The organism is Luteimonas rhizosphaericola, assembly GCF_029888045.1.
GTDB lineage: Bacteria > Pseudomonadota > Gammaproteobacteria > Xanthomonadales > Xanthomonadaceae > Luteimonas > Luteimonas rhizosphaericola.
Genome location: NZ_JARXRN010000016.1, coordinates 247,042 through 269,151, shown reverse-complemented (window position 1 = coordinate 269,151; position 22,110 = coordinate 247,042). Strand labels below are relative to the sequence as shown.

The 22,110-nt window shown below is 71.3% G+C and carries 24 protein-coding genes and 1 tRNA gene; 7 read left to right on the top strand and 18 right to left on the bottom strand.

Annotated features, from left to right (window positions below; genetic code table 11):
- From QFW80_RS02510 to ccoN, 15 genes are all read right to left on the bottom strand, one after another.
- Complete coding sequence (locus QFW80_RS02510) at nucleotides 1-282, bottom strand: DUF4190 domain-containing protein (RefSeq protein WP_280599526.1); 282 nt, start codon at nucleotides 280-282, stop codon at nucleotides 1-3.
- Nucleotides 283-315: 33 nt separating this feature from the next.
- Nucleotides 316-1,056: a metallophosphoesterase family protein gene (locus QFW80_RS02505; RefSeq protein ID WP_280599524.1), complete on the bottom strand. Its 741-nt coding sequence runs from the start codon at nucleotides 1,054-1,056 to the stop codon at nucleotides 316-318.
- Nucleotides 1,057-1,069: 13 nt separating this feature from the next.
- On the bottom strand, nucleotides 1,070-2,605 hold the full coding sequence (gene amaB / locus QFW80_RS02500) for an L-piperidine-6-carboxylate dehydrogenase (RefSeq protein WP_280599522.1): 1,536 nt from the start codon (nucleotides 2,603-2,605) through the stop codon (nucleotides 1,070-1,072).
- Nucleotides 2,606-2,665: 60 nt separating this feature from the next.
- Nucleotides 2,666-2,742, bottom strand: a tRNA-Arg gene (locus QFW80_RS02495).
- Between the two features lie 141 nt (nucleotides 2,743-2,883).
- Nucleotides 2,884-3,420: an azurin gene (gene azu / locus QFW80_RS02490; protein ID WP_280599520.1), complete on the bottom strand. Its 537-nt coding sequence runs from the start codon at nucleotides 3,418-3,420 to the stop codon at nucleotides 2,884-2,886.
- Nucleotides 3,421-3,430: 10 nt separating this feature from the next.
- Nucleotides 3,431-4,153 carry a sulfite exporter TauE/SafE family protein gene (locus QFW80_RS02485; protein WP_280599519.1) on the bottom strand — a complete coding sequence of 241 codons (723 nt, stop codon included), beginning with the start codon at nucleotides 4,151-4,153 and terminating at the stop codon, nucleotides 3,431-3,433.
- On the bottom strand, nucleotides 4,143-4,361 hold the full coding sequence (ccoS, locus tag QFW80_RS02480) for a cbb3-type cytochrome oxidase assembly protein CcoS (RefSeq protein ID WP_280599518.1): 219 nt from the start codon (nucleotides 4,359-4,361) through the stop codon (nucleotides 4,143-4,145). The genes QFW80_RS02485 and ccoS overlap by 11 nt, the downstream gene beginning before the upstream one ends.
- Nucleotides 4,358-6,778, bottom strand: coding sequence for a heavy metal translocating P-type ATPase (locus tag QFW80_RS02475; RefSeq protein WP_280599516.1), 2,421 nt, complete (start codon nucleotides 6,776-6,778; stop codon nucleotides 4,358-4,360). The genes ccoS and QFW80_RS02475 overlap by 4 nt, the downstream gene beginning before the upstream one ends.
- Before the next feature lie 44 nt (nucleotides 6,779-6,822).
- Nucleotides 6,823-7,323 carry a FixH family protein gene (locus QFW80_RS02470; RefSeq protein WP_280599515.1) on the bottom strand — a complete coding sequence of 167 codons (501 nt, stop codon included), beginning with the start codon at nucleotides 7,321-7,323 and terminating at the stop codon, nucleotides 6,823-6,825.
- Complete coding sequence (locus tag QFW80_RS02465) at nucleotides 7,324-8,871, bottom strand: 4Fe-4S dicluster domain-containing protein (protein ID WP_280599513.1); 1,548 nt, start codon at nucleotides 8,869-8,871, stop codon at nucleotides 7,324-7,326.
- A 4-nt stretch (nucleotides 8,872-8,875) separates the two neighbouring features.
- Nucleotides 8,876-9,172, bottom strand: a complete 297-nt coding sequence (locus tag QFW80_RS02460) for a hypothetical protein (RefSeq protein WP_280599511.1) — start codon at nucleotides 9,170-9,172, stop codon at nucleotides 8,876-8,878.
- Nucleotides 9,169-10,110, bottom strand: coding sequence for a cytochrome-c oxidase, cbb3-type subunit III (gene ccoP, locus QFW80_RS02455; RefSeq protein WP_280599510.1), 942 nt, complete (start codon nucleotides 10,108-10,110; stop codon nucleotides 9,169-9,171). The genes QFW80_RS02460 and ccoP overlap by 4 nt, the downstream gene beginning before the upstream one ends.
- Nucleotides 10,107-10,247, bottom strand: coding sequence for a cbb3-type cytochrome oxidase subunit 3 (locus QFW80_RS02450; RefSeq protein ID WP_280599509.1), 141 nt, complete (start codon nucleotides 10,245-10,247; stop codon nucleotides 10,107-10,109). Before QFW80_RS02450 ends, ccoP begins: the two co-directional genes overlap by 4 nt.
- Nucleotides 10,244-10,873: a cytochrome-c oxidase, cbb3-type subunit II gene (gene ccoO, locus QFW80_RS02445; protein ID WP_280599507.1), complete on the bottom strand. Its 630-nt coding sequence runs from the start codon at nucleotides 10,871-10,873 to the stop codon at nucleotides 10,244-10,246. The genes QFW80_RS02450 and ccoO overlap by 4 nt, the downstream gene beginning before the upstream one ends.
- Nucleotides 10,870-12,345: a cytochrome-c oxidase, cbb3-type subunit I gene (ccoN, locus tag QFW80_RS02440; protein ID WP_280599505.1), complete on the bottom strand. Its 1,476-nt coding sequence runs from the start codon at nucleotides 12,343-12,345 to the stop codon at nucleotides 10,870-10,872. The genes ccoO and ccoN overlap by 4 nt, the downstream gene beginning before the upstream one ends.
- Nucleotides 12,346-12,519: 174 nt before the next feature.
- Here ccoN and hemN point away from each other — a divergent pair, with 174 nt between their 5' ends.
- The 6 genes from hemN (at nucleotide 12,520) to QFW80_RS02410 (ending at nucleotide 19,236) form a co-directional block, all read left to right on the top strand.
- Complete coding sequence (gene hemN / locus QFW80_RS02435; protein WP_280599504.1) at nucleotides 12,520-13,941, top strand: oxygen-independent coproporphyrinogen III oxidase; 1,422 nt, start codon at nucleotides 12,520-12,522, stop codon at nucleotides 13,939-13,941.
- A gap of 20 nt (nucleotides 13,942-13,961) precedes the next feature.
- A complete protein-coding gene (locus QFW80_RS02430; protein ID WP_280599503.1) occupies nucleotides 13,962-14,714 on the top strand; it encodes a cyclic nucleotide-binding domain-containing protein in 753 nt (250 codons plus the stop codon).
- Between the two features lie 83 nt (nucleotides 14,715-14,797).
- Nucleotides 14,798-17,083 carry a nitric-oxide reductase large subunit gene (locus QFW80_RS02425; protein WP_280599502.1) on the top strand — a complete coding sequence of 762 codons (2,286 nt, stop codon included), beginning with the start codon at nucleotides 14,798-14,800 and terminating at the stop codon, nucleotides 17,081-17,083.
- A 64-nt stretch (nucleotides 17,084-17,147) separates the two neighbouring features.
- The gene (locus QFW80_RS02420; protein WP_280599500.1) at nucleotides 17,148-17,474 is read left to right on the top strand and encodes a DUF6522 family protein; all 327 of its coding nucleotides are present in this window, start codon (nucleotides 17,148-17,150) and stop codon (nucleotides 17,472-17,474) included.
- Between the two features lie 44 nt (nucleotides 17,475-17,518).
- Complete coding sequence (locus QFW80_RS02415) at nucleotides 17,519-18,751, top strand: NnrS family protein (RefSeq protein WP_280599499.1); 1,233 nt, start codon at nucleotides 17,519-17,521, stop codon at nucleotides 18,749-18,751.
- Between the two features lie 86 nt (nucleotides 18,752-18,837).
- Nucleotides 18,838-19,236 (top strand): SirB2 family protein, encoded by a 399-nt coding sequence (locus tag QFW80_RS02410; RefSeq protein ID WP_280599497.1) that lies wholly within the window; start codon nucleotides 18,838-18,840, stop codon nucleotides 19,234-19,236.
- 10 nt (nucleotides 19,237-19,246) lie between these two features.
- Here the strand turns inward: QFW80_RS02410 and chrA are convergent, their stop codons facing one another.
- The 3 genes from chrA to arsH are packed head-to-tail and all read right to left on the bottom strand — an operon-like array spanning nucleotide 19,247 to nucleotide 21,689.
- A complete protein-coding gene (gene chrA, locus QFW80_RS02405; protein WP_280599496.1) occupies nucleotides 19,247-20,416 on the bottom strand; it encodes a chromate efflux transporter in 1,170 nt (389 codons plus the stop codon).
- Nucleotides 20,417-20,472: 56 nt separating this feature from the next.
- Nucleotides 20,473-20,892 (bottom strand): arsenate reductase (glutaredoxin), encoded by a 420-nt coding sequence (gene arsC, locus QFW80_RS02400; RefSeq protein WP_280599922.1) that lies wholly within the window; start codon nucleotides 20,890-20,892, stop codon nucleotides 20,473-20,475.
- A gap of 11 nt (nucleotides 20,893-20,903) precedes the next feature.
- Nucleotides 20,904-21,689, bottom strand: coding sequence for an arsenical resistance protein ArsH (gene arsH, locus QFW80_RS02395; RefSeq protein ID WP_280599494.1), 786 nt, complete (start codon nucleotides 21,687-21,689; stop codon nucleotides 20,904-20,906).
- Between the two features lie 43 nt (nucleotides 21,690-21,732).
- Between arsH and QFW80_RS02390 the strand changes: the two genes are divergently transcribed.
- The gene (locus QFW80_RS02390; RefSeq protein WP_280599492.1) at nucleotides 21,733-22,083 is read left to right on the top strand and encodes an ArsR/SmtB family transcription factor; all 351 of its coding nucleotides are present in this window, start codon (nucleotides 21,733-21,735) and stop codon (nucleotides 22,081-22,083) included.
- Nucleotides 22,084-22,110: the final 27 nt, after the last annotated feature.

Here is a 22,110-nt window from a genome sequence, read left to right as displayed (position 1 = left end):
TCAGCTGTTGAAGCCCAGCCAGACCAGGCCGCCGAAGAAGGCGAACAGCACCACCAGTCCGACCAGGCTCAGCGCGAGCATCGCATAGCCCAGGATCAGGCCCGCCAGCGCCAGGCCGTCGCCCTCCAGGCGATCGGGTGCGCGACGTACCTCGCCGCGCGCCAGGTGCCCGGTGACGATCGCGACCACGCTGCCGATGAACGGGACCAGGGTCCAGCCCAGGATGCCGGAGATCAGGCTGGTGATCGCAAGTCCACTGGTCTGGCGGGGGGGCAGGCTCATGTCGGCTCCGCGTGCGTTCGATCGGGGGGGAGGTCAGGGCGGCAGGCGGCCGTCGCGCAGCGCCCCGACCCACTCGTCGAAGCCGCGCTCGCGGGCCAGCGCGGCCGCCGGGGCGGGATCGTATTCGACGGCGAGCAGCTGCGCGTGCCAGGAACCGCTGTCGCGCTGCAGCATCGCATATCGCGCGGCGGGAGTCCCGCTCTGCATCACGTGAGGGTGCGGGCTGCGGCCCCGGAACGCCTGCAGGCCGACGCTGCCGGGATTCACGCACAGCCGGCCGTCGCCGAGCGGCAACGCACGAGGCACGTGGGTGTGACCGCACAGCACCACGCGCGCCTCGAGGCCAGCCAGGTCCGCCGCGAGCTCGTCGGGCGTGCCGGCGCGGGGTCCGGAGGCGTCCACGCGTTCGGACAGGTAGCCGACGTCGCTGGCGGGGCTTCCGTGCAGCAGCAGCACCTCGCCGTCGATCCACGCCTGCGCAGGCAGCGCCGCCATCCAATCCAAATGCGCCGGCGCCAGGGTGCCGTGCGTGAACCGGTCCGAGGCGCCCATCGCCGCCGGATCGGTCTCCAGCAGCTGGCGCTCGTGGTTGCCGCGAATGGTCACCGCCGGCAGGTCCATCAGCAGCGCCAGCGTCTCGGCCGGCCACAGCGGTCCGGAGGCGAGGTCGCCGAGGTTGGCGATGGCGTCGCAACCGCGGCCCCGGATGTCGTCCAGCACTGCCCGCAGCGCGGGCAGGTTGCCATGGACGTCCGAGACGACCGCGATGCGCATCGCGCGCCGCCGGTCAGAGGTCGAACTTGATGCCCTGGGCCAGCGGCAGCGCGTCGGAGTAGTTGATGGTGTTGGTCTGCCGGCGCATGTAGGCCTTCCACGCATCCGAGCCCGACTCGCGGCCGCCGCCGGTCTCCTTCTCGCCGCCGAAGGCGCCGCCGATCTCCGCGCCCGAGGTGCCGATGTTGACGTTGGCGATGCCGCAGTCCGAACCCCAGGCCGCCAGGAACTGCTCGGCGCGCTTGAGGTTGGTGGTGAAGATCGCCGACGACAGGCCCTGCGGCACGTCGTTCTGCATCGCGATCGCTTCGTCCAGCTCGCGGTACTTCATCACGTACAGGATCGGCGCGAAGGTCTCGTGCTGGACGATCTCGGCATCGTTCGACAGCCCGGTGACGATCGTCGGCAGCACGAAGTAGCCCTTGCGGTCGGTCAGCGCGGCGCCGCCGGTCTCGATCTTCCCGCCGGCCGCCTTGGCCTTCTCGACCGCATCCAGGTAGGCCTGCACGCTCTCGGGGCTGTTGAGCGGGCCCATCAGGTTGGCCGGGTCGGTCGGGTCGCCGATCTTGGTTTCCACCTGCCTGTAGGCGGTGACCAGCTTGGCCAGCACGTCGTCGTACACCGACTCGTGCACGAACAGGCGGCGGGTGGTGGTGCAGCGCTGGCCGGCGGTGCCGACCGCGCCGAACACGATCGCCGGGATCGCGAGCTTCAGCTCGGCGGTCTCGTCGACGATGATCGCGTTGTTGCCGCCCAGTTCCAGCAGGCTGCGGCCCATGCGGCGCGCGACGCGCTCGCCGACCATCCGGCCCACCTTCGTCGAGCCGGTGAAGCTCACCAGCGCGATCCGACGGTCGTCGACGAACTGCTGGGCCAGCTCGCTGCCGGCGTCGTTGAACAGGAAGAACAGGTCCGGGAAGCCGCCCTTGCGCAGCGCCTCGTTGCAGATCTTCATCGAGGCGATCGCCGACAGCGGCGTCTTCGGCGAGGGCTTCCAGATGCAGATGTCGCCGCACACGCCGGCGACGAACGCGTTCCAGGCCCAGACCGCGACCGGGAAGTTGAACGCGCTGATGATGCCCACCAGTCCGATCGGGTGCCACTGCTCGTACATGCGGTGGCCCGGGCGCTCGGAGTGCATGGTCAGGCCGTAGAGCTGGCGCGAGAGGCCGACGGCGAACTCGCCGATGTCGATCATCTCCTGCACCTCGCCGTCGCCCTCGGGCTTGGACTTGCCCATCTCCAGCGCCACCAGCGAGCCCAGCGCGTCCTTGTGCGTGCGCAGCGCTTCGGCGCACAGGCGGATGGCCTCGCCGCGGCGCGGCGCCGGCGTGGTGCGCCAGACCTTGAACGCGTCCTGCGCGCGCTCGACGATCAGCGCGTAGTCGGCCTGCGAGGACGCGCTGACCCGGCCCAGCACCTCGCCGGTGGTCGGATTGACCGGCTCGATCATGCGGGCGCCGGCGGTGTCGGACCATTCGCCGTTGCCGAGATAGGTGCCGGATTCCTCGGCGGTGAGGCCGAGCGCGGTGAGGACGGGATGGGTCATGGCGATGCGGACTCCTGGTGCGCCGCGGGGCCGCGGAGCGGCAGCGGGCGCGTGTGATGGTGGCGCCCCCGGCGCGATTCGAACGCACGACCTTCCCCTTAGGAGGGGGACGCTCTATCCAGCTGAGCTACGGGGGCAGCAGTGCGCGCATTTTCGCATGGCCGGAGGACCAAACCCAAAACCGGCGGCGCGGGTGCGGGCGACGGCGCAGCCCGGATGCAGCGAGGCCCGCAGATGCGGGCCTCGGGGGAACCTGCGTCCGGAACCGGCAACGCGATTCAGGGCGTGACGGTCACCGTCCCGCGCATCAGCGACGAGTGCCCCGGGAACGAGCAGAAGAACGTGTAGGCGCCGCCGGGCTTGAGCTTGCTGCCGGGCAGCGAGGCGGTCGTGGACTGGCCACCGCCGACGAGCTTGGTGGCCAACAGCACGCGCGCGTCGCCGGCCGGCACGTAGTTCGCCGCCGCGCCGGCCTTGATACCGTCCTTGGCCACGGCATCGGCATCCGGGGTGGCGGTGATGACGACGTTGTGGCCCATCGCGGCCACCGGCAGCTTGCCGGTGTGCTCGAATTCGATCGTGATCGACTTGCAGCCGGCCGAGACGCTGACGCTCTTCTGGTCGAACTGCATGTTGTCGCCGCCCTTGAGCTTGATCGCGCAGTTGGGCGCGGCCTGCGCCGCGCCGGCGCAGGCGAGCAGGGCGAGGGCGAGCAGGGAGGTGTGGACGTGCATGGCGTACTCCGTGGGAGGTGGGTCGTTCTTGTCGACGCCATTGTCGCGCACCTGGCCCGCGCGCGTCTTGACCTGGATCACCCGGCGCGGCTCACGGCAGCGGCCGGCAGCCCAGCGCCGCCAGCACGCCGTGCAGCGCGGGCACGCGCATCAGCCAGGGCGCGGCGATCGCAAGCAGTCCCAGCGCCAGCACCAGCAGCGCGGCCGCGGTGCGCAGCCGTGGGCGCTGCAGCCAGCCGCCAATGCGCTGGCCCGACCAGGTCAGCGGCAGCATCACCGGCAGCGTGCCGAGTCCGAACGCGAGCATGGTCAGTGCGCTGTTGCGCGGGTGGGCCTGCAGCCAGGCCACCGTCAGCAGGCTGAAGCTCAGTCCGCAGGGCAGCCAGCCCCAGAGGGCGCCGATGCCGAGCCGCCGCGGCAGGGTGTCCGCCGGCAGCAGGCGCCGCTGCAGCGGGCGCAGCCAGGCCCAGGCGCGGGTCCCGGGGCGCGACAGGAACCCGGGCAGTGCGCGCACGCCGAGCAGCCGCAGCGCGACCACCACCAGCGCCGCCCCTGCCAGCGTGCGCAGGGCGATCCCGAGCCAGGGATCGGCGAGCAGCGACACCAGCCCGTGGCCGAACGCGCCCACCGCGAGCCCCGCCAGCGCGTAGCCGCCGATGCGGCCGAGATTGAGCTGCAGCGCGCCGGCCCAGCCGCCGCCGGGGGCGGTCGCCGACAGGCCGGTCGCGATCCCGCCGCACATCGCCGCGCAGTGGAGCCCGCCAAGCAGCCCGGCGGTGAGCGCGGCCAGCAGCACCAGCCAGTCAACCGGCATCGCGCGTCCGGCCGTCGGTCGGAGACGACGGTGAAGGGCCCGTGCGCGTCGGTGGACGGCGCGGCGCGTCGTCGTCGTCGGTGAGGATGTCGAGCGCCGGCGTGTCCAGATCGTCGAACTGGCCACGCCGCACCGCCCACACGAACGCCCACACCGCCAGCCCCAGCAGCACCAGGCTGATCGGCACCAGCAGCAGCAGGATCCTCATGGCGTGCTCCGCGCCAGGCGCAGCGCGTTGAGCGTCACCACCAGCGACGAGCCGGCCATGCCCAGCGCGGCGATCCAGGGCGTGACCAGCCCGGCCGCGGCCAGTGGCACCGCCACCAGGTTGTAGCCCAGCGCCCAGCCGAAATTCTGTCGCACCACGCGCCGGGTGCGGCGCGCGAGCGCGACTGCGGCGGGAATCCGCAGCAGGGTCGGCCCGGTCATCACCAGGTCGGCGGCACGCTGCGCCAGCGCCGCGCCGCGATCCATCGCCAGCGACACGTCGGCGCCGGCCAGCACGGGGGCATCGTTCAGGCCGTCGCCGACCATGGCGACCACGCGTCCCTGGGCCTGGAGCGCGCGCACCATCGCAAGTTTGTCCTCCGGGCGCTGGCGCGCGTGCACGGCCTCGATGCCGAGGGCATCGCCGACCGCCCGGACCGGCGCCGGCGCATCGCCGCTGCACAGGTGCAGCCGCAGCCCGAGCGAGCGCAGCGCATGCACCGCGTCGGCCGCGTCGGGGCGCAGGGCTTCGCGCAGTTCGAAGCGGGCGACCGCCATGCGGCCGTCGCCGAGCCACAGCGCACCGTCGTCATCGCCGGCGCAGGCGAAGCCCGCCTGGCCCAACCGCCAGGCGCGGCCCGCGACCAGGCCCTCGACGCCCAGGCCCGGCACGGTGCGCACCGCGGACACCGGCAGGCCGGCGTCGGCGCGCGCGAACGCGGCCGCGATCGGGTGGCCCGCGTCGCATTCGAGCGCCGCCGCGATCGCCAGGGCATCGTCGCGGGACACGCCGTGGAACGTGGAGACGTCGGCCAGCCCCGGGCGCTCGTCGCTGAGTGTCCCGGTCTTGTCGAACACCAGGTCGGTCGCGCCGGCGAGGGTATCGAGCGCGTCGGCGCGCGTGGCCAGCACGCCCGCGCGGGCGAGCGCGCCATGCGCGGTGGCGAGCGCGGTCGGCACCGCCAGCGACAGCGCGCAGGGGCAGCTGATCACCAGCAGCGCGAGCGTCACCTCGAACGCGCGCGACGGGTCGTGCAGGCGCCAGCCCAGCCAGACCAGCGCGGCCACGCACAGCAGGCCCACCACGAAGCGGCCGCCGACCCGGTCCGCCGCGCGCGCGAGCGCGGGCCGGTGCGACTGCGCTTCCTCGACCAGCCGGGTGAGCTGGGACAGCCGCGTCTGCGGGCCGGTCCCGGTCACGCGCAGCCGCGCCGGCGCTTCGCGGTTGACGGTGCCGGCGTAGACCGCGTCGCCGGCCAGCTTGCGCACGGCGCCCGCCTCGCCGGTGAGCAGCGATTCCTCCAGCCACGCGCCGTCGCCGAGCAGCTGGCCGTCCGCCGGCACCGGCTCGCCGGCGGCCACGCAGGCCACGTCGCCCACGCGCAGGTCCGTCACCGGCACCGCTTCGCGTCGCCCGTCCGCGGTCTCGCGGGTGGCGAACGCCGGGCGCGCCCGCGCCAGGGCATCGACCTGGGCGCTGGCGACGTTGCGCGCGCGCTGTTCGAGCATGCGCGCGGCCAGCAGCAGGAACACGAACATCACCGCGGCGTCGAACCACACGTGCGCGCCGCCGCGCAGCGTCTCGACCAGGCTGGCGAAGTAGGCGAGCAGGGTGGAACCCGCGATCAGCGTATCCATCCCGACGTGGCGCATCCTCAGTTCGCGCCACATGCCCGACAGGAACGGCCATCCGGAGTAGAACACCACCGGCGTGGACAGCAGGAACGCGATCCAGCGGAAGAAGTCGCGCGTGGCCGCCGGCATCTGGTTGTCGAAGTCCAGGTACAGCGCCTCGGCCAGCATCATCGCCTGCAGGGTGCCCAGGCCCGCCACGCCCAGGCGCAGCAGCCAGCGGTTGCGCTCGGCGATGCGGGCGCGTTCGCGGGCCTCGCCGGTGGCCAGGTAGGGCCGGTAGCCGAGCGACGACAGCCGCCGCAGCACCGCCGACAGCGGGGTGCGTGCCGGGTCCCAGTCGATCCGCAGGCGGCCGGTGACCGCGTTCGCGGTCACCTCGCGCACCCCGGGTTCGCGCGCTAGCGCCTTCTGGATCAGCCAGGCGCAGGCGGCGCAGCGCATGCCGTCGGTGAGCAGGGTGATGCGGCGCCCGCCGTCGACCGGATGCGCGTGCTCGCGCAGCACGTCCTCGCGGTCCCACACCGACAGGTCGATGGCGTCGGTGCCGACGCGGCCGGCGGCCGCGGCGGTGCGCAGGCGGTAGTAGTCGCCCAAGTCGGCGTCGCGGATCCAGCGCGCGGCCGCGGCGCAGCCGTCGCAGCAGTAGGGCTGGCCATCGTCGCCGGTGACGCGCTGCGACGGCGCGCGCGGCACCGGCTCGCCGCAGTGGTGGCAGGCGGGGGCACTGGCGGCGGCGACGCGCGCGTCGTCCGTGTCGAGGGTGGTCGAGGCGGGGTACGTCATGGCCGGCATCGGCGCGTCGCGGATCGGCCGCGCACGGCGGGCCGCTACTGCGCCAGCGACGGCGCCAGGCGCGTCGCGTGCTGCTGGCGGGGCAGGCGCCCGTGCAGGCGCCAGGCGCCGTCGCCGGGCGCGAGCTGGACCACCCAGTCGTGACTGGCGTCGAGCGTCCGCTCGGCCCGCCAGCCGGTCGTGCTGGGCGCGAGGTCGAGTTCGATGTCGTCCGCCTCGCGGCTGGGATGCTGCAGCAGCAGGCGCAGCGGCGCGGTGCGCGCGTACTCGCCGGTGGCGGGGATGACCTCGAGCACGCCGTCGTCCGTGCGCAGCACCGCGCTCAGCCCGAGGCTGCGGGCCCGCGCATCTGGGCCGATGTCGGCGGTCTGGATCTGCGACACCCGGCGCACGTCGTCGCGCACCACGTCGGCGCCGCCGCTGCGGGTGGCGATCGTCACCAGCGCGATGCCGGCGACCACCGACGCCAGCGGCAGCCCGATCACCAGCCACATGATCGGCATCTTCCAGAACGGCCTGTGTCGTGGTGCGTCCATCTACATCGGTCCGAAGAAACTGCTGTCGACCACTTCGCGGGCGGCGCCGTCCTCGCTCTCGACCACGAAACGGATCGCGCGGCGCCCGCTCGCGCCACCGGGTGCGACCACCGTCACCGGGATCGACACCACGGCGCCCGCGGGCGCCTGCACGAGACCGGCATTGTCGCGCAGTTGCAGGCCCGGCGCGTCCTCGAGCGCGATGCGGAAGCGCCGGTCGGCATCGGCCTTGTTCACCAGCTTCAGGGTGTAGCCGTTCTCCACCGCGCCGTCGGCGGTCTCGCGATACAGCGCGTTGCGGTCGCGCAGCGCCTCGACGATCAGGTCGGCGCGGGTACCCACGCCCACCGCCCAGGCGACCATGAAGCCCGCCAGCAGCAGCCCGTAGACCACGATCCGCGGCCGCAGCACGCGCGTCGGCCGGCCGTCGATCGCATTCTGCGTCGAATAGCGGATCAGCCCGCGCGGGTAGCCCATCTTGTCCATCACCGCGTCGCAGGCGTCGATGCAGGCGCCGCAGGCGATGCACTCGTACTGCAGGCCGTTGCGGATGTCGATGCCGGTGGGGCAGACCTGGACGCAGATGGTGCAGTCGATGCAGTCGCCCAGCTGCTCGAAGGCGAACTTCGGCAGCGGCTGCACCTCGCCCAGGTCGCCGTCCCAGGTGATCGTGCCCTTGGCGTGCGCGGCCTGGGTGGCGGCGGAGGGATGCCGGCCGGCGCGGAACACGTAGTCGTACGCGGTGGCCTGGTCGAGCAGGCCGCGGGCGCGCTCGAGCACGCTGGCCAGGCCGCGCTTGCGCGGGCCGCGCGGCTCGCCGCGCAGCGGGTCGTAGGCGATGATCAGGGTGTTGCGGTCGAACATCGCGCTCTGGAAGCGCGCATACGGGCACATGTACTTGCACACCTGCTCGCGCAGGAAGCCGGCGTTGCCCCAGGTGGCGAGGGCGTAGAACAGCACCCAGAACGTTTCCCATCCGCCCCACGACAGGGTGGCCAGGCGCGCGCCGAGGTCGGTGATCGGGGTGAAGAAGCCGACGAAGGTGAAGCCGGTCCACAACGCGAACACCATCCACAGCGCGTGCTTGGCGCCCTTGCGCAGCAGCTTCTCGCGCGTCCACGGCCCGGCGTCGAGCTTGATCCGCTTCGGCCGGTCGCCCTCGGTCCAGCGCTCCATCCACAGGAACACCTCCGTCCACACCGTCTGCGGGCAGGCGTAGCCGCAGAACAGGCGTCCGGCCAGAGCAGTGAAGAAGAACAGCGCCAGCGCGGCGATGATCAGCAGCAGGGCCAGGAACAGGAAGTCCTGCGGCCAGAACGTCAGGCCGAAGACGTGGAACTTGCGCGCCGGCAGGTCGAACAGCACCGCCTGGCGGCCGTCCCAGCGCAGCCACGGGAACAGGTAGAACATCCCCAGCAGCCAGGCGACCGCGGCCACGCGCAGGCGGTCGAAGCGTCCGCTCACGTCGCGCGGGTAGACCTTGCGCTCCTTGACGTACAGCGAACCGCCGCCCGGGTCGACGACGTCGATGGGGATGTCCCGGCTCATCGCGTCACTCCGGCGGCAGCGGGCGGTTGAAGCGGCTCGCCGGGCGCAGCAGGATCCAGGTGAACAGGCTCGAGGCCGCCGTCGCCAGCCAGAACACGAAGAAGCCCAGCGTGTAGCCGAGCTCGCGCGTGACCGGCAGGCCGGGGAAGGTGAGGTCGCGCAGCGCGATCGGGTCGACGAAGGCGAAGAACACCATCGTGCACACCCCGGCGGTGAAGAAGCTCGGCCACGCGATCGCGCCGATCCGCTGCGCCAGCGGACGCGGTGGATGGTCGAAGCGTGGCTGGGTGAAGTCGGTCACTGCCGTTCCGGTGGCGCGCCGGCGGGGGCGTTCGACAGCGACCACACGTACGCGGCCACCAGCCGGGCGCGAGTTTCGCCCAGCAGGGCGCGGTGGGCGGGCATCACCCCGTGGCGGCCTTCGATGATGGTGGTGCGGATGCTCTCGAGGGTGTTGGGGTACAGCGTGTTGCGCACGGTCAGGTCCGGCGCGCCCAGCTCCGTGTTGCCGCGACCGTCGGGGCCGTGGCAGGCCACGCACAGGCCGTCGAAGTACTTCTTGCCGCGCGCGGCCATGTAGTCGTTGCGCAGCGTGGCCTCGATGTCCTCGGAGCGCAGCGCGCGCACGTAGGCCGCGGCCTGGGTGATGGCGACGTCGCCGCCCATGCCTTCGAGCACCGTGCCCAGCGGCGGCATCACGCCCTCGCGGCCGTCGAGCACGGTCTGCAGGATGCGCTCGGGATCGCCGCCCCAGTTCCAGGTGGCGTCGGTGAGGTTCGGATAGCCGGGCGCGCCCTGCGCGGACGAGCCGTGGCAGGCGGCGCAGGTGTTGGCGAAGATCGAGCGACCCAATGCCATCGCCTGCGGATCGCCCGCCAGCTGCGGCAGCGGCTGGTTGGCGTAGACCCCGAAGGTTTCCTCCAGCTGGCGGTCGCGGCGCGCCTTTTCGGCGTCGTGGGCGCCGGCGGAGGTCCAGCCGCTGGCGCCGGCGAAGTTGCCGAAGCCCGGATACCAGACCAGGTAGCCGATGCTGAAGACGATGGTGATGTAGAACAGGTTGATCCACCACTTCGGCAGCGGCTTGTTGTACTCGGTGATGTCGCCGTCCCAGACGTGGCTGGTGTCCTCCGGCTTCGGGTCGCCGGGCCGGCGGCGCGCGGTCCACCACAGCAGCCAGGCGCAGCCGGCGATGTTGAGCACCACCAGGGCGATGACGTACCACGACCAGCCGGTGCTCATCGCGTCGGCTCCTGGTCGTCGTCCAGCGGCAGGCGGGCGGCGTCCTCGAAATCGCGCTTGCGGCGCGGACTCCAGGCCCAGATCCAGCCACCCAGGAAGCACAGCAGCAGGATGGCGGTGACGATTCCCGAGATCATGGGGTTTCTCCGGCTTTCGGTGCGTGGCGGCCGAGGCCCTGCAGGTAGGCCACGACGGCGTCGAGTTCGGTCTTGCCGGCGAGCGCCTCCGCGGCGCCGTCGATCTGCTCGTCGCTGTAGGGATCGCCGATGCGCTGCAGCGCGCGCATGCTGCGCGTCACCTGGTCGCGATCGACGGTGCGTGCGGCCAGCCACGGATAGGCGGGCATGTTCGATTCGGGCACCACGTCGCGCGGATTGAGCAGGTGCACGCGGTGCCAGTCGTCCGAATAGCGGCCGCCGACCCGGGCCAGGTCCGGCCCGGTGCGCTTGGAACCCCACTGGAACGGCCGGTCGTACACCGATTCGCCGGCCAGCGAGTAGTGGCCGTAGCGCTCGGTCTCGAAGCGCAGGGTGCGCACCATCTGCGAGTGGCAGTTGTAGCAGCCCTCGCGCACGTAGACGTCGCGGCCGGCCAGCTCAAGCGGCGGGTAGGGCTCGACCCCGGGCAGCGGCTCGATCGCCTCGGCCTGGTACATCAGCGGCACGATCTCCGCCAGGCCGCCGAACGAGACCACCACCGCGATCAGCACCGCCATCAGGCCGATGTTCTTCTCGACCTTCTCGTGGGCGTTGTGTTCGCTCATGCCTGCGCTCCTGCGCGCGCCTGCGCCAGCGGCGCCAGGCTCTGTGAGGGATCGGGTTCCAGCACCGGCTGGTCGGCCGCCACCGCCTGGCCGGCGCGGTAGGTCTTCCACACGTTGAAGGCCATCAGGAACATGCCCGACAGCACCACCACGCCGCCGAGCAGGCGCACCAGGTAGTAGGGGTAGGTCGCGTTGAGGGCCTCGACGAAGCTGTAGGTGAGCGTGCCGTCGTCGTTGGTGGCGCGCCACATCAGGCCCTGCATCACCCCGGCGATCCACATCGAGGCGATGTACAGCACCACGCCGATGGTGTGCAGCCAGAAATGCAGGTCGATCCACTTCGTCGAATACATCTCGCGCAGGCCCAGCAGCCGCGGCAGCAGCGCGTAGATCGAGCCGATCGAGATCATCGCCACCCAGCCGAGCGCGCCGGCGTGCACGTGGCCGACGGTCCAGTCGGTGTAGTGGGAAAGCGAATTGACCGTCTTGATCGACATCATCGGCCCCTCGAACGTGGCGATCATGTAGAAGCTGATCGCGACGATGAGGAACTTCAGGATCGGGTCGGTGCGCAGTTTGTGCCACACGCCCGACAGGGTCATGATGCCGTTGATCGCGCCGCCCCAGCTGGGCGCGAGCAGGATCAGCGAGAACACCATGCCCAGCGACTGCGCCCAGTCGGGCAGGGCGGTGTACTGCAGGTGGTGCGGACCGGCCCACATGTACACCGCGATCAGCGCCCAGAAGTGCACGATCGACAGCCGGTACGAATACACCGGGCGCCCGGCCTGCTTGGGCACGAAGTAGTACATCATCCCCAGGAAGCCGGCGGTCAGGAAGAAGCCGACGGCGTTGTGGCCATACCACCACTGCACCATGGCGTCGACCGCGCCGGTGTAGATGCTGTACGACTTGCCCGCGGCGACCGGCATCGAGATGTTGTTGACGATGTGGAGCAGCGCCACCGCGATGATGAACGAGGCGTAGAACCAGTTGGCGACGTAGATGTGGCGCACCCTGCGCACCGCGATCGTGCCCAGGAACAGCACCGCGTAGGCCACCCAGACCACCGCGATCAGGATGTCGATCGGCCATTCGAGTTCCGCGTACTCCTTGCCCTGGGTCCAGCCCAGCGGCAGGGTGACGGCGGCGGCCACGATCACCGCCTGCCAGCCCCAGAACACGAAGGCCGCCAGCCGGTCCGACAGCAGGCGCACGTGGCAGGTGCGCTGCACCACGTGCAGGCTGGTGGCCATCAGCGCGCAGCCGCCGAAGGCGAAGATCACCGCATTGGTGTGCAGCGGCCGCAGCCGGCCGTAGCCGAGCCATTCGATGCCGTGGGTGAGGTCGGGCCAGTACAGCTGGGCGGCGATCACCACGCCCACCAGCATGCCGACGATGCCCCAGACCACGGTCATCACCGCGAACTGCCGCACCACCTTGTCGTTGTACGTCGTTGCCGCCTGCTGCATGGACCTGCCCCGCCTTCCGGATGCCGCGCAGGTTAGGCGGATGCCCCCAGGGCGTCGTTGATCCAGATCAACGCGGTTCCGCGGCCCGCGTGCAAGGGTGCGTCCTCCCGCCCGCATCGCCGGCCTTGATCCGGGTCAAGGCCGGCCGGCAGCACCCCTCCGATACTTCCCGCCATGCAGACGACGACCACCCCCACCGTGCAGCCGCTGCGCAACTGGCGCTTCGACGCCGAGCTGCTGCGGCGCTACGACCGGCCCGGGCCGCGCTACACCTCCTATCCGACCGCGCCGCATTTCGCGGAAGGGTTCGGCGAGGAGGACTTCCGCGACATCGCCCGGCGCAGCAACGACGACCCCATCCCGCGACAGCTCTCGCTGTACGTGCACATCCCGTACTGCCAGAGCCCGTGCTTCTACTGCGGCTGCAACCGGATCATCACCCGGGACGAGGCGAAGGGCCGGATCTACCTCGACCGCCTGCAGCGCGAGATCGCCCTGGTCGCGCCGCTGTTCGACCGCGACCGCGAGGTGGTGCAGCTGCACCTGGGCGGCGGCACCCCCAACTTCCTGTCGCCCCGCCTGCTTGGCGAACTGGTGGGCAGCCTTGCGCGCCATTTCAGCTTCAGCGGCGCGCTCGACCGCGACATTTCGATCGAACTCGATCCGCGCTTCGTCACCCCCGATGACATCGGGCTGCTCTCGGCAATCGGCTTCAACCGCACCAGCCTCGGGGTGCAGGACTTCGACCCGGCGGTCCAGCAGGCGATCAACCGCGAACAGGGCGTGGACGAGACGCTCGCGATCATCGACGCCTGCCGGCGGTTCGGCATGCGCTCGGTCAACGTCGACCTGATCTACGGCCTGCCCAGGCAGACGCTGGAAGGCTTCGGACGCACCCTGGACACCGTGATCGCCGCACGCCCGGACCGGCTGGCGATCTACGGCTATGCGCACATGCCGCGCCTGTTCAAGGCCCAGCGGCAGATCCGCGACGAGGACCTGCCGGACCCGGAGGCCAAGCTGGCCCTGCTGGAACTCGCGGTCGAGCGGCTGGGCGAGGCCGGCTACGACTACATCGGCATGGACCACTTCGCCCTGCCGGGCGACGAGCTGGCGCGTGCCCAGCGCGAGGGCAGCCTGCATCGCAACTTCATGGGCTACACCACCCACGCCCAGACCGACCTTGTCGGCTTCGGCGTCAGCGCGATCAGCCACGTCGGCGACAGCTTCACCCAGAACCACCGCGACCTGGCGGGGTGGGAGATCGCGCTCGACCAGGGCCGGCTGCCGATCTGGCGCGGCCTGGTGCTGGGCCGCGACGACGTGCTTCGCGCCGACCTCATCCAGCAGCTCATGTGCCAGGGCGAGATCGACACGCGCAAGGTGGAGAGGGCCTACGGCATCCGCTTCGGAGAGTACTTCAGCGACGCGCTGGCCGCGCTGCGGCCGCTGCAGGACGACGGCCTCGTGCAGTGTCCGCCGGGGCGAATCCGCGCCACGCCCCGCGGGCGGGCCCTGTTGCGTATCATCGCCATGTGTTTCGACCGGTATCTCGGGAACCAGGGTGAAGGAGCGCGCTATTCCCGGACCATCTGACTGGCAACGGGGCGGTGCGCGTGCGAGATCATGAACTGAAGGTGGTGTCGGGCACGCCGATCGCGGACGACGGCGACGAATTCCACTTCTGCAGCACCTGCGCCTTCTCGGCCGCGTGCCTGGCCGAAGGCTACGACAAGGGCCAGCTGCGCGACCTGCACGTGCTGGTCGAGCACGTCGGCCCGTTCCGCGAAGGCGACCACATCTTCCGCGAGGGCGACCCGTTCAACGCCATCGCCGCCGTCCGCGCGGGCACGGTCAAGACCTATGTCACCGATGCCAGCGGTCGCGAGCAGGTGCTGGGCTTCTTCCTGCCGGGCGAGGTGATCGGGCTCAACGCCATCGCCACCTCGCGCTATCCCTGCAACGCGGTGGCGCTGGACACGGTGATGCTGTGCCGGTTCTCGTTCCCGATGATGGCCACGCTGGCCGGCCGCATGCCCGGGCTGCAGCGGCACCTGTTCAACCTGCTCAGCCAGGACATCGGCAAGGCCTCGCTGCTGGCGGGGAACTTCAGCGCCGACGAGCGCCTGGCGGCGTTCCTGGTGCTGCTGTCGCGGCGCTTCGCCGAGCGCGGCTTCTCGGCCACGCGCATGCGCCTGACCATGGCCCGCACCGACATCGCCAACTACCTGCGCCTGGCGCCGGAAACCGTCAGCCGGGTGCTGCGCCGGCTGCAGGACGAGGGCGTGCTGCGGGTGGAGCGTCGCGACATGGAGATCCTGCAGCCCGCGGCGCTCGACGCGCTGGCGCACCACGTGCTGCGCGGGTGAGTCCCGACCCCGCTTGACCCATGTCAAGGTGCCGGCGACGGCGCCACGTGACGATGCCGCGGACTCCCGACGAGACCCGCGACATGGATTCGACACGCAAGCTCTGGACCGGCCTGGCGCTGCTGCTGGTGGCCTCCTTCGCCGTGCTGCTGTGGGTGGGCAGCGAGGTGCACCGGCAGGCGCCGCCGATGCCCGAGCGCGTGGTCACCACCGACGGTGCCGTGGTGTTCACCCGCGCGGACATCGAACGCGGCCGCCAGGTCTGGCAGTCGATCGGCGGCCAGCAGCTGGGTTCGATCTGGGGCCACGGCGCCTACGTCGCCCCGGACTGGGGCGCGGACTGGATGCATCGCGAGGCCGAGGCGATCCTGGACGGATGGGCGGCGCGCGAACATGGCCTCGACGGCTATCGCGCGCTCGATGCGCCCACGCAGGCGGCCTACGCCGCGCGCGTGCAGGCACTGCTGCGGCCCAACACGTGGAACGCCGGAGCCGGCACGATCACCATCGGTGCCGACCGCGCCGCAGCCATCGCCGCGGTGGCCGCGCACTACACCAGCCTGTTCGGCAACGCGCCCGAGACCGCCCCGCTGCGCGAGGCCTACGCGATGCGCAACGACACGGTCGCCGACCCGGCGCATCGCGAATCGCTCACCGCGTTCTTCTGGTGGGTCGCCTGGTCGCAGGTGACCGAGCGCCCGGACCAGGCGATCAGCTATACCGCGAACTGGCCCGCCGACGCGCTGGTCGGCAACACGCCGCCGCCCAGCGCGCTGCTGTGGACGGTGTTCAGCGTGCTGTTCCTGATCGCGGGCGTCGGCCTGCTCGGCTGGCACTACGCGGTCAGCCACGGCGACGAGATGGCGCCGGTGCTGCCGGCGTCCGACCCGCTGGCGAACATCACGATCACGCCGTCGATGCGCGCCACCGCGAAGTACTTCTGGGTGGTGATGGCGCTGTTCCTGGTGCAGATCCTGCTCGGCGCGACCACCGCGCACTACCAGGTCGAGGGCCAGGAAGCCTACGGCTTCGCGCTGGCGGACATCCTTCCGTACTCGCTCACCCGCACCTGGCACACGCAGCTGGCGGTGCTGTGGATCGCCACCGCGTGGCTGGGCATGGGCCTGTACATCGGGCCGGCGATCTCCGGGCACGAGCCACGGTTCCAGCGGCTGGGCGTGAACGTGCTCTGGACCTGCCTGCTGGTGATCGTGGTGGGATCTTTCGCCGGCCAGTGGTTCGCGGTGATGCAGAAACTGGGGCTGGCGCACAACTTCTGGTTCGGCCACCAGGGCTGGGAATACGTAGACATCGGCCGTTTCTGGCAGTGGTTCCTGTTCGTCGGGCTGATCCTGTGGCTCACCCTGGTCGGCCGCGCGCTGTGGCCGGCGATCCGTGGCGGCGGCGAATCGAAGTCGATCGTCAGCCTGCTGTTCCTGTCGGTGGTGGCGATCGGCATCTTCTACGCGGCCGGGCTGATGTGGGGCGAGCACACCCACCTGTCGATGGTCGAGTACTGGCGCTGGTGGGTGGTGCACCTGTGGGTGGAGGGCTTCTTCGAGGTGTTCGCGGTGGCGGTGATCGCCTTCCTGTTCACCCGGCTGGGGCTGCTGCAGGTGAAGTCCGCGACCATCGCGGTGCTGTTCGCCACCATCGTGTTCCTCGCCGGCGGCGTGCTCGGCACCCTGCACCACCTGTACTTCACCGGCACGCCCACGGCGGTGATCGCGCTGGGCGCGAGCTTCTCGGCGCTGGAGGTGGTGCCACTGGCCTACGTCGGCTTCGAGGCCTACCAGAGCTACAAGCTGGGCAAGGCCACGCCCTGGATGGCCAGGTACCGCTGGCCGATCATGTTCTTCATCGCCGTGGCGTTCTGGAACCTGGTCGGCGCGGGGCTGTTCGGCTTCCTGATCAATCCGCCGCTGCCGCTGTACTACATGCAGGGCCTGAACCTGACGCCGCTGCACGGACATACCGCGCTGTTCGGCGTGTACGGGATGCTCGGCGTGGGGCTGATGCTGTTCTGCCTGCGCGGGATCAGGCCGGAGGCGCAGTGGAACGAGGGCGCGCTGAAGCTCTCGTTCTGGGCCTTCAACATCGGCCTGGCCGGGATGGCGCTGCTGACCCTGCTGCCGATCGGCATCCTGCAGCTGCGCGCGGCGCTGACGCACGGCTACTGGTACGCGCGTTCGGCCGAGTTCATGCAGCAGCCGCTGATCGACCTGCTGGTGTGGCTGCGCGTGCCGGGCGACACGATCTTCAGCGTGGGCGCGCTGGCGCTGGCGTGGTTCATGCTGCGGCTGTGGATCGCGCCGCGCCTTGCGGTGCCCGCGCCGGCGACGGTCGACGCGGCCGAGGCGGCGGCCTGAGCAGGGACGGACGGCGCTCCCGCATCGGGGACGGCGCCGCGCGCGCCCGCAAACGGACACCAGGATGACGCTCCGGACCATTCCCATCGCCGTGGCGGACGCCCCCGAGGTCGAGATCGACGCGGCCCTGGTGGCGCGCGGCCTCGGCCTCGCGCCCGAAGCCTTCCGGCGCCTGATGGACACGCATCGCATCGCCGTGCTGTGCGAACGGGGGACGGGCGTCGACGCCGGCCTGTACCGCGCCAGCTTCTATCACGGCCAGCGGCGGGTGCGGCTGGTGGTCGATCGCGATGGCGCGCTGCAGCCGCACTCCTGCGAGGTGACTGACCTCCCCAGGCCGATGCAGCGGCGCGGCCGGCACAGCCACGGCGACGGGCGCGATCCCGCTTGATCCATGTCATCGCCCGCGGCGCGAGTGCGATCGAAGATGGCGCCATGAACAGCACGACCACCACGCCCGCACTTCCATCTCCCGGCCTGCTAGCGGCCGCGCCGCACCGTCTGATGTTCTTCATCGGCGCCGGCAACCTGCTCCTGGCGATGGCCTGGTGGGCGGCGTGGCTGGCGGCGCAGCGCTGGCCCGGCCTGCTGCAGGTGCCGCAGGCCGCCACGGTTCCGGGCTGGCTGCACGCCTTCGTGATGCAGTACCAGGTGCTGCCGAGCTTCTTCTTAGGCTTCCTGCTGACCGTCTTCCCGCGCTGGATGGCACTGCCGGAGGTGCCGCGCTGGCGCTATGTGCCGGTCGGCGTGGGCATGTTCGGCGGCCAGGCCGCGATGCTGCTGGGCGCGCTGGGGCTGGAGGCGGCACTGGTGGCGGGGTTGCTCATGACCCTGGCCGGATGGCTGAGCGGCACGTCGATCCTGGCGCGGCTGGTGCTGGCCGAGCGTGGGCGCACCTGGCATGCACGGTCATGCCTGGCCGCGATGGGGCTGGGCCTGCTGGGCGTGCTCTGCTTCGGCGCCTTCCTGCTCACCGGTTCGCCGTGGTGGGCGATGGTGGCGATCAAGCTGGGCACCTTCGGCCTGCTGCTGCCGGTGTATCTGACGGTCGCCCACCGGATGTTCCCGTTCTTCGCCGGCAATGCGGTCCCGGGCTATGTGGCGTGGCGGCCGATGTGGCTCCTCGCGGCCGTGTGGACCCTGGCGATGGCGCACCTGGCCCTGGAACTGCTGCACGCATACGCCTGGCTGTGGCTGGCGGACGCGCCGATGCTGGCGCTGTCGCTGTTGGCGCTGTGGCGTTGGTGGCCGCGCGGACGCGCACCGGGCCTGCTGCAGGTGCTGTTCGTGGGGCTGGCCTGGTGGCCGGTGACGTTCGCGCTGTTCTCGCTGCAGAGCCTGCTGTACCTGGTGACGGGCGCGTTCTTGCTTGGGCGCGCGCCGGCGCACGCCCTGTTCATCGGTCTGTTCGGCAGCGTGCTGGTGGCGATGGTGAGCCGGGTGACGCAGGGGCACTCGGGGCGGCCTCTGCGGATGTACGGACTGGCCTGGTGGGCGTTCGTCGGCATCCAGGTGGCCGCGGTGATGCGGGTCGCTGCCGAATTGGTCCCGGATCCGTTGGCATGGCAGGCGCTGTCCGCGATCGCCTGGCTTGTGGCGCTGTCGCCGTGGGTTTTTCGGATCGGGCGCATCTACCTGGCGCCGCGCGTCGATGGCAAGCCTGGATGAGGCTGCGACCGCGGCCGCGCCCGGCAGTGCTCCGGCAATCCGCGGGACAGGCGACAATCGCCTTCCGCGTCACAAGGGACCGTCGAATGATCGAGTACTACCCCCAGATCAAGCACGCCCATATCGGCCTGGCCCTGCTCAGCGGCGGCCTGTTCGCGCTGCGCGGGATGATGCTGCTCGCCGGCATGCGCTGGCCCGATGCGGCGCCGGTGCGCTACCTCAGCTACATCGTCGACACCGCGCTGCTCACCGCGGCGCTGATGCTGCTGACCATCCTGCCCGGCGCCCTGTACGCCAACGGCTGGCTGGCGATGAAGCTGGTGCTGATCGTGCTGTACGTCGTGCTGGGCGTGTTCGCGTTCCGGCGCGGGCGCACCGGCGGCATTCGGGCGGCGTGCTATGCCGCGGCGCTGCTGGTATTCGCGCAGGTGTATTTCATCGCGCGGACGCATCATCCGCTGGGCGCGCTGTACCTGCTCGGTTGATCGCTGCGCCTCACGCGGCGGCGGGCGCCGCGAGCGCCGCCGTCACGCAGCCGGCGACCACCACCAGCACCGGCACCCTGCCGCTGGCCAGAAGCGCCAGCGCCACTGCGGCCACCATCAGGTCGACCGGGCCGCGGATCCCTTCGCGCAGGACCGGATCGATGAAGGCCGCGGCGAGCAGGCCGACCACCGCGGCATTGATGCCGGCCATGGTGCGCGCGGCGGCCGGATGTTGCGACAACGCCGCTTGGAACGGGAGCACCGCGGCCAGCAGGAGCAGGCCCGGCAGGAAGATCGCCAGCACCGCGAGGCTCGCGACCAGGCCGGGTGCGAGCGCCGACGGACTCTGCGCGCCGAGGAATGCGGCGAGGGTGAACATCGGCCCCGGCACCGCCTGCGCGGCGCCGTAGCCGGCGAGGAAGGTGTCGGCATCGACCCAGCCCGGCGTCACCACCGCGTCCTGCAGCAGCGGCAGCACGACGTGCCCGCCGCCGAACACCAGCGCGCCGGCGCGGTAGAACGCGGCGGCGACACCGGCGGTGCCGTCCACGCCCAGCGCGGGCACCAACAGCGCGACCGCGAGCAGCGCGAGCCAGGCGGCGAGCAGCCATGCTCCCATCCGCCTGCGGTGTGGCAGCGGCAGGGGCGGCGACGGGACTGCCGCCTCGCCGCGGCATGCGAGCCATCCGGCGATTCCGCCAAGCGCGATCGCGGCCAGCTGCGACCAGGCGTTGCCGGTGAGCACCACCAGCGCCGCCGCGCCCAGACCGATCGCGATCCGTGGCGCGTCCGGCGTCAGCCGCCGCGCCATGCCGATGAGCCCGTGCGCGACCACCGCCACCGCGACCAGCTTCAGACCATGGAGCGCCGTCGGCAGCCAGGCCTGTCCGGCCAGCCGCGGCAGCAGGGTCGCGAACGCGAACAGCAGCAGCGCCGAGGGCAGGGTGAACGCGACGAACGCCGCCAGCGCACCCCGCCAGCCGGCACGGACCAGCCCGAGCGCGAATCCGAGCTGGCTGCTGGCCGGTCCCGGCAGGAACTGGCACACCGCGACGAGCTGGGCGAAGCGCGCATCGTCCAGCCACCCGCGCCGGCCCACGCATTCGCGCCGCAGGTAGCCGATGTGCGCGACCGGGCCGCCGAACGAGGTCAGGCCCAGGCGCAGGAAGGTCCGGAACACGTCGCGAGCGGAGCCCGGCGGCGGCGACGCGGTCTGCGGCAGGGGCGCGACGTCGTTCAACGCACGCGTTGCCCCTGCGCGTCGATCACCACCTCGCCGTCCTCCTTGGTGAAGGGGCGGGCCACCGGCGGCAACAGGTCGAGCACCGTCTCCGAGGGCCGGCACAGCCGGATGCCGCGGTCGGTGTCCACGAACGGGCGGTTGATCAGCACCGGTTCTGCGAGCATCGCGTCGAGCAGGGCCTCATCGTCCAGCGAAGGGTCATCGAGCCCCATCTCCAGCCACGGCGTGCCCTTGCGGCGCAGCGCGTCGCGCACGGACAGTCCGGCGCCGGCGATCAATTCGCGCAGGCGTTCGCGCGTGGGCGGCTCGCGCAGGTAGTCGATCACCTGCGGCTCGATGCCGGCGTGCCGGACCAGCGCCAGCGTGTTGCGCGACGTGCCGCAGGCGGGGTTGTGATAGATCACGGCGCGCATCATGCCGGCCGTCAGCGGCAGCAGGCCGGACCGGCCGTCGCTTGCGCCGCCACGGCGGGCGGCGCCGGCACGACCGGTGGGCGTTCGACCGCGTCCGAGGCCTGGGCGAGGGCCGTGGCCGCAACTGCGCCCTTGCGCTCGCTGTAGCGGCTGGTGAGGTAGTCGCTGCGGCCACGGACCATCAGGGTGAACTTCACCAGCTCCTCCATCACGTCGACCACGCGATCGTAGTACGGCGACGGCTTCATTCGCCCGTCCTCGTCGAACTCCTGCCAGGCCTTGGGCACCGAGGACTGGTTGGGGATGGTGAACATGCGCATCCAGCGCCCGAGCACGCGCAGCGCATTGACCACGTTGAACGACTGCGAGCCGCCGCAGACCTGCATCACCGCCAGCGTGCGCCCCTGGGTCGGGCGCACCCCGCCTTCCTCCAGCGGCAGCCAGTCGATCTGGTTCTTGAATACCGCCGTCGGGCTGCCGTGGCGCTCCGGGCTCACCCACACCTGGCCTTCGGACCACAGCGAGAGCGCGCGCAGCTCCTGCACCTTGGGATGGTCGGCCGGGGTGCTGCCCTGGAGCGGCAGCCCCTGCGGGTCGAACACGCGGGTCTCGGCGCCCATCGCGCGCAGCAGGCGTTCGGCCTCCAGCGCGAGCTTGCGGCTGTAGGACGCCGGTCGCAGCGACCCGTAAAGCAGCAGGATCCGGGGCGGGTGGGCTGTGCCCGCTGGATCCAGCCGGGCCGGGTCGGGGCGCTCGAGCGTGTCGAACGCGAGGTTGGGCAGGTCGGTCATGGGCATGGCTGTGTTGAAGCGGTCATGATGTTTCGACTATTCTAGAAATATGGAAATGAAAGATGCAACCACCGCACTGGCCGCGCTTGGCCAGGACACCCGGCTGGCGGTGTTTCGCCTGCTGGTGGAAGCCGGCCCCGCCGGACTCGCGGCCGGCGTGATCTCGGACACCCTGTCGGTTCCACCGGCCACGCTGTCCTTCCACCTGAAGGAACTGGGGTCCGCGGGACTGGTGGTCGCGATGCCGCAGGGCCGCTCGATCCACTACCGCGCCGACTTCGATGCGATGCAGGACCTGATCGGGTTCCTGACCCACAACTGCTGCGGCGGCGACGCGGCGGCGTGTCGGCCGGCACGATCCGCGCCGGGTGTCGGGCGTCGAAAGTCGCCGGCGGCATGAGCGCACCCGCGCCCAACGACGCGGGGC

Coding starts and splice junctions, on each gene's coding strand:
- arsC (WP_280599922.1), bottom strand. CDS start 20,892: ATGCGCGCCGTGATCTATCACAACCCCGCCTGCGGCACGTCGCGCAAC.
- QFW80_RS02425 (WP_280599502.1), top strand. CDS start 14,798: ATGGATTCGACACGCAAGCTCTGGACCGGCCTGGCGCTGCTGCTGGTG.
- hemN (WP_280599504.1), top strand. CDS start 12,520: ATGCAGACGACGACCACCCCCACCGTGCAGCCGCTGCGCAACTGGCGC.
- arsH (WP_280599494.1), bottom strand. CDS start 21,689: ATGCCCATGACCGACCTGCCCAACCTCGCGTTCGACACGCTCGAGCGC.
- ccoN (WP_280599505.1), bottom strand. CDS start 12,345: ATGCAGCAGGCGGCAACGACGTACAACGACAAGGTGGTGCGGCAGTTC.
- QFW80_RS02505 (WP_280599524.1), bottom strand. CDS start 1,056: ATGCGCATCGCGGTCGTCTCGGACGTCCATGGCAACCTGCCCGCGCTG.
- QFW80_RS02450 (WP_280599509.1), bottom strand. CDS start 10,247: ATGATCTCGGGAATCGTCACCGCCATCCTGCTGCTGTGCTTCCTGGGT.
- QFW80_RS02510 (WP_280599526.1), bottom strand. CDS start 282: ATGAGCCTGCCCCCCCGCCAGACCAGTGGACTTGCGATCACCAGCCTG.
- amaB (WP_280599522.1), bottom strand. CDS start 2,605: ATGACCCATCCCGTCCTCACCGCGCTCGGCCTCACCGCCGAGGAATCC.
- QFW80_RS02390 (WP_280599492.1), top strand. CDS start 21,733: ATGGAAATGAAAGATGCAACCACCGCACTGGCCGCGCTTGGCCAGGAC.
- QFW80_RS02475 (WP_280599516.1), bottom strand. CDS start 6,778: ATGACGTACCCCGCCTCGACCACCCTCGACACGGACGACGCGCGCGTC.
- QFW80_RS02470 (WP_280599515.1), bottom strand. CDS start 7,323: ATGGACGCACCACGACACAGGCCGTTCTGGAAGATGCCGATCATGTGG.
- QFW80_RS02420 (WP_280599500.1), top strand. CDS start 17,148: ATGACGCTCCGGACCATTCCCATCGCCGTGGCGGACGCCCCCGAGGTC.
- QFW80_RS02410 (WP_280599497.1), top strand. CDS start 18,838: ATGATCGAGTACTACCCCCAGATCAAGCACGCCCATATCGGCCTGGCC.
- ccoO (WP_280599507.1), bottom strand. CDS start 10,873: ATGAGCGAACACAACGCCCACGAGAAGGTCGAGAAGAACATCGGCCTG.
- ccoS (WP_280599518.1), bottom strand. CDS start 4,361: ATGAGGATCCTGCTGCTGCTGGTGCCGATCAGCCTGGTGCTGCTGGGG.
- QFW80_RS02485 (WP_280599519.1), bottom strand. CDS start 4,153: ATGCCGGTTGACTGGCTGGTGCTGCTGGCCGCGCTCACCGCCGGGCTG.
- QFW80_RS02465 (WP_280599513.1), bottom strand. CDS start 8,871: ATGAGCCGGGACATCCCCATCGACGTCGTCGACCCGGGCGGCGGTTCG.
- QFW80_RS02415 (WP_280599499.1), top strand. CDS start 17,519: ATGAACAGCACGACCACCACGCCCGCACTTCCATCTCCCGGCCTGCTA.
- ccoP (WP_280599510.1), bottom strand. CDS start 10,110: ATGAGCACCGGCTGGTCGTGGTACGTCATCGCCCTGGTGGTGCTCAAC.